The 5,615-nt window shown below is 35.2% G+C and carries 3 protein-coding genes; all 3 read left to right on the top strand.

Annotation, left to right across the window (positions count from 1 at the left end; all coding sequences use genetic code 11):
- Positions 1-1,262: 1,262 nt before the first annotated feature.
- A complete protein-coding gene (locus DW015_RS13535; RefSeq protein ID WP_181979939.1) occupies positions 1,263-1,412 on the top strand; it encodes a hypothetical protein in 150 nt (49 codons plus the stop codon).
- Positions 1,413-1,567: 155 nt separating this feature from the next.
- A complete protein-coding gene (locus tag DW015_RS13075; protein WP_117905947.1) occupies positions 1,568-3,268 on the top strand; it encodes a recombinase family protein in 1,701 nt (566 codons plus the stop codon).
- Between the two features lie 477 nt (positions 3,269-3,745).
- The coding region (locus tag DW015_RS13070) for an RICIN domain-containing protein (RefSeq protein ID WP_181979938.1) at positions 3,746-5,615 on the top strand (1,870 nt) is incomplete at its 3' end.

Genomic DNA, 5,615 nt, shown 5'->3' with positions numbered 1-5,615 from the left:
CGAATTTCTTAATAATAGTGTCCAATATGATTGACAAACCTACAAATAATTAATATTTATAAAGTCATTATAATAAAGTGAAAAAGATACTTATGTTTTTATAGAAAAAAACTATTATACGTTTATTTTTCATTAAAATAAATTATAAAAAACAAATAAAACATATGTTAATTCACTAATTCTGTACAACAATACAAAAGTCAAAAGACTTTTTATAAAAGTAGTTGTTAAAGCATTAATTACTTCCCCTATACTAGTGTAAGACGTAAAATGTTTCTAATTGTGCAAATATACAAATGTCATAACATATTATATTAAAGCCGCTCTTGTTCAGTTACAAAATGATAAATATGTTACAGGAGAGAAGGCCGCCAAACTTTATAATAAGAATCCGTCCTGTTGCGAATCAAATGCTATAGGGTCTGTGTCAATATGCTATACCTTTAAGGATTACAACTAAGTTATACTTTATAACAGAAAGAGAAGTATATATTTTACGGTTCTTGAAACGCAGAATATATTAAGACTTAACCAGTAGAAAGCAGCATACGTTTGAAAGTTCTATTCATTATATTATCATAATAACAGATAAGAAGTCCAAAAATTACTCAGCTTTGGGCTAAAGTAAGTTAAGGTATCATTACCCCACCCATAATGCTAAAACCACACACAAGCGATTTTTGAGCCGCTGTGGGCGACAGAAAAAGCAAATCAAATTGTCCATTGAAATATTTGATTTAAGCAATTATGTACTTTGCACAAATCAGCAGTTTGAGGTGTAGCCAACAAAGTGCTATAATTCATTGCAGGTTAAAGGGCAGGCGTCATAAGCCGCCGACCCGCTCACAGCGGACAGCAAAGCTGACCGCCAAAGTTTCGTAAACACGCAGTTTGAAGAGAAATTTGTGTATAATTTCAGCGGTCAGCTTATGGAGTCAAAGTGTGACTTGCAAAGAAAAATAGGAGTCACAAGTTGCAGAAGTCACGCAAAAATGGCGTGAATACGAGCTTTACGATAGGAGTCACTAGATCAACTAAGCGAAAACGACAAGAAAGAGGATACTTCTAAACGTTTAAACGTTAAAAATTAAGCTATATAAAAAATATATTAATAATGCAACAAATATACAGCCCATATTTATTGCAGTTGATGATTACGTTTTCTTGATTTTTGTGATATCATTAGCTTGAATAATAATGCAGTAAGAATGGATAATTCTATCTTTTGCGTGAAAAATAATACTTAAAAGGAGAGATGTTTATTGACTAAAAAAACAGGAAACCCTAATTACAAATTGGAAATGAAGAAAAAAACTTTAGCCGCCTGGACAAAATTACTACTTAATAGTGGCGAGATTGACATCAAAAAGTACAACAGAATGATAATGATGATCGAAAGACTGGCGGCATGACCGCAAATGCAGTGCCGAAAGGCATTGCTACATATTGCCACAGGTAAGTTATTCCGTGCCATTGACCCTGTGCTGTCGGCATGGTATAATCATATTAACTAAACAAAATCAAAGTCAAAACAATCAGTCAAGGCTTTGACGAAAGGAGAATTTTAATGGATATTTATGCAGCCGCTGACCTTATGAAACGTGAGCGGAAAACAATTTTTGATCTTGAAATCAATGTTACATTTTATGCACGAGTATCAACGACCCGTGATGAACAGGAAAACTCTATTGAAAATCAGATAAACTTCTTTACAGAGATAATAAAGTCAAACCCAAATTGGAATTACATTGAGGGGTATGTTGACAGGGTCAGAGGAGAACACGCTGAAAACCGTGCTGAATTTATGAGAATGATCGAAGATGGAAAAGCAGGAAGGTTTGACCTTGTACTTACAAAAGAAGTCAGCCGTTTCGCAAGAAATACTATCGACAGCCTTACCTATACCCGTGATCTTCTCCGAGCAGGGGTAGGGGTCTTCTTCCAAAATGATAACATTTGTACCATTGATTCTGACAGCGAAATGCGTCTTACTATAATGTCAAGCATCGCCGCTGATGAAGTCAGGAAGCTTTCTGAACGTGTTCGCTGGGGTCACAAGCGTTCAATAGAAAGCGGAAATGTTATGGGCAACAATCGTATATTCGGCTATGATAAAGATGACTGTAAACTTGTCATAAACGAACCTGAAGCAGAAATGGTAAGAATGATATTTGACCTTTACTCTACTGGTGATATGAGCGTCAGAAAGATAGAACGAATACTATATGATAAGGGCTACCGTGGACGCAATGGTACAAGGATACATCACAACACCGTTTCAGGCATTATACAAAACCCAAAATATAAAGGATTTTACTGTGGTAACAAAGTAAGAATAGTTGACTACCGCACAAAAGAACAGCGTTTTTTACCCAAAGAAGAATGGGTGATGTACAAAGACGAAACAGGCGAAGTCGTACCTGCCATAGTATCTGAGGAAATATGGAACAAGTGCAACAGAATATTTGAAACAAGAAGTGCTGCCATAAAAAGCCGTAAACACTCATTTAAAGACACAAGTGTCTTCACCGGTAAGATATGGTGTGCAGCTCACGACAAGCCATATTGGAGGACAAGTTACTCAAACAGCGTATCAAAAGGTCAGCCAATATATCAATGGATATGCTCAGAAAAAAAGAAAGAAGGTGCAAAAAGCTGTGCTTCATTTGCAATAATGGAATCAGAACTTTATAAAATACTATCTGGATTTTTCAAAGATATTGTTGAAAACCTCGAGGATTATGTTGAAACATTCCTACGTATATACAAAGAATCAGACCGCTCTGCCGAGGCAATGCGGCAGGTAAGCGGCCTGAAAGCAACACTGGAAAAGGAAAATAAAAAGCGTGATAAACTGCTGGAGCTTTATATGGAGGAGCTTATCACAAAGTCTGAATTTACAAAGCGTAACGCTGAGAGCGGCGAACTGATAAAAGAAATTGAAGATCAGATAGCCTTTATAGAGAAGAAAAGTGAAAGTGATGACAGCTATGTTAAAGCTATAAAGCGGATTGAAAAATACTTCCGTGAAATGTATGATCCTAGCCTACCAATGAACAAGGAACAAGTCGACGAAATGGCAAAGGCAGTCATAGACCGTATAAGTGTAGTTCCAATAAATAAGAACACAATGAAACTGGAAATTAAACTTCTGACAGGTGAATCAGAGCCGATGACATACATTAGGAACGGAGAAAGATATGCTCGGCGTTCTGGACTCACCAGCAAGAAGATGATCGACGCTTACAAGACAACAGGCAACAAGTAATTTCTCCCAAAAGTCCTAAAAACTCCGCCATGGCATTTTGCTGTGGCGGAGCTTTTTACTTGAAATCAGGCAAAAAAAGTAGTATAATATACACATAGGGTCGGGGTAAAGATCATAGTAAAGAGGGATAAATATGTTGACTAAAAAGATCGCCGCAGAACTTACAGCTTTTGTTATAACAGCTTCTGCCATAAATGCGTCCTTCTTCCAAATAATAATACAATATGATTTTTTATAGGATTACATACTAATATTGGCTAATATTATAGCACGTTCTACATAATTTGTCAATATAAGTTGCGTGATTTATTATAAAATAAACAATAACTGATATCAAACTGACTAAATACTTTGAATGCAAATATTATAACATATTCAGACAAAATTATTTTTAATTTTGTCTGAATATGTATTGACATCAAAACAATTTAGTAGTATTATATTGGTATAAACTTGATTTTTTTAGGGGGTATTCTTATGAAGAAACGAATAGCAAGTTTGTTTACCAGTTTGCTTATGATCGTTAGTTTAATGGTCGTTATGCCAACTATGTCGGTGAGTGCAAGCAAATCAAGCGCAACCGAGATAGTGAGCAAAGCAGATTATTTATATAATCTGACATGGTCATCACAGGCTAATTTTAATGGTTATATCAATTCTAAAGGAACAGTTACCAAGTATTATTCAAAAGGTGGAGTATATAGAATACCATATGGTATGCCAGTGAATAATGGAGTTTTTATTGGATATGGCATTACTCCAGAGGCATTTATCAATGCTACAAAATCATCAAGTAATAAGTTTTATACCAATAGGGCGACTTATGGTTCAACAAATTGCAATTATTATGCCATGGACTGCTCTACATTTGTTTCATATTGCTGGGGATTGTCAACAAGACATACTACTAATTCATTACCTTCAGTAAGTAAATCACTTGGAAAAGTTAGTAATTCTACAGTGGATAGTATACAAGTTGGAGATGCTATCAACAAATCTGATCATGTAAAGTTAATTACAGATGTGGTTAGAGATAGTAATGGAAAAGTAATTAGAATTGAACTGACAGAGGAAACACCGCCTGAACTTAAAAGAACAACTATTTCTCGTGACGCTTTTACTTCAAATAACAGCAGTTACACGATACTGAGATATGCTGATTCGTTAGGTGCAACTAGTTCAAAACCTACAAATGTTATACTTTCAAAAAATCAGTATTGGTATGATCTTAAAGACACAATTACCCTAACTCCCTCGTCAAATGGGGCTACATCGTATGTTATGAGTGTTGAAAAAGATGGAAAACGTATTATTGATTGCATATCATTAAATGGTGCATATAGTTTTGCAGCAAATAAATGGGGATATGGCAAATACCACGCTTGGATTTCTGCGACAAATAGTGCTGGAACAACAGATTCATCAGCTTGTGATTTTGAGGTAGTTAAAGCCCCGTCTTATTCTGATGTTTGGTGTTCAAAGGGTTTTTATGATTATGATAGCAATGAATCAATTGATATATACATAAAAGCAAGTTGTACAAAGGGTCAAACAATTGGAATTGACTATCTTGATGAGAATTTAAATCCTGTTAAGAGAGTTGTTACATCGAATTGTGGGAATAGCTATAAAATTTCAACGAAGTCTCTTGGAAAAGGATATTTCAGTGCTTATTTTACAATTTGGAATGGCTCTGGTTCGGTAGATACTAAACGTACATATTTTTATGTCGGTCAAAAACAAAATGTTGGTACAGATTTTTATGCACGAATAAAGAATAATGCTGCTAACAAATATATTACAAACTCAAATGGAAATGTAAATGGAACAACATTGAATTGTTCCAAACAACAGATTTGGAAATTTGTAAGGCAGAGCGATAATAGTTATAAATTGATAAGCGCATATGATAATGGTGCTATGGATGTCAAGGACTATGCTACATCTGGCTCAGGTACAAATGTTCAAATGAATTCAAGTTGGGATACTAATGCGCAAAAGTTTTACATCTATTATATAAATAAATCATATTATTTTAAACCAGTATGTGCGGATTTGGCTTTGGATCTTAGCAACAAGACATCAAATCTTGAAGTATGGGGAGCAGGGTTTAACTGGAATCCTCAAAAATTTTCAATAGAAAAAGTTAATACTAATGATATAGGTGTTCACAAGTTTTCGACATGGACTACCACAAAAAATGCAACTTGCACTCAAGTAGGTACGAAAAGTCGAAAATGTACAGTTTGCGGAAAAACAGAAACACAGACCATTGCAAAGACTGGGCATAAGTCAGTAACTGACAAGGCGATCCCTGCCACCTGCACAACAGACGGCAAGACCGAGG

The organism is Ruminococcus sp. AF37-20 (assembly GCF_003460465.1).
Lineage (GTDB): Bacteria > Bacillota > Clostridia > Oscillospirales > Ruminococcaceae > Hominimerdicola > Hominimerdicola aceti.
The sequence above is the reverse complement of the archived record's forward strand: the minus strand, read 5'-3'. Positions and strand labels throughout refer to the sequence as shown.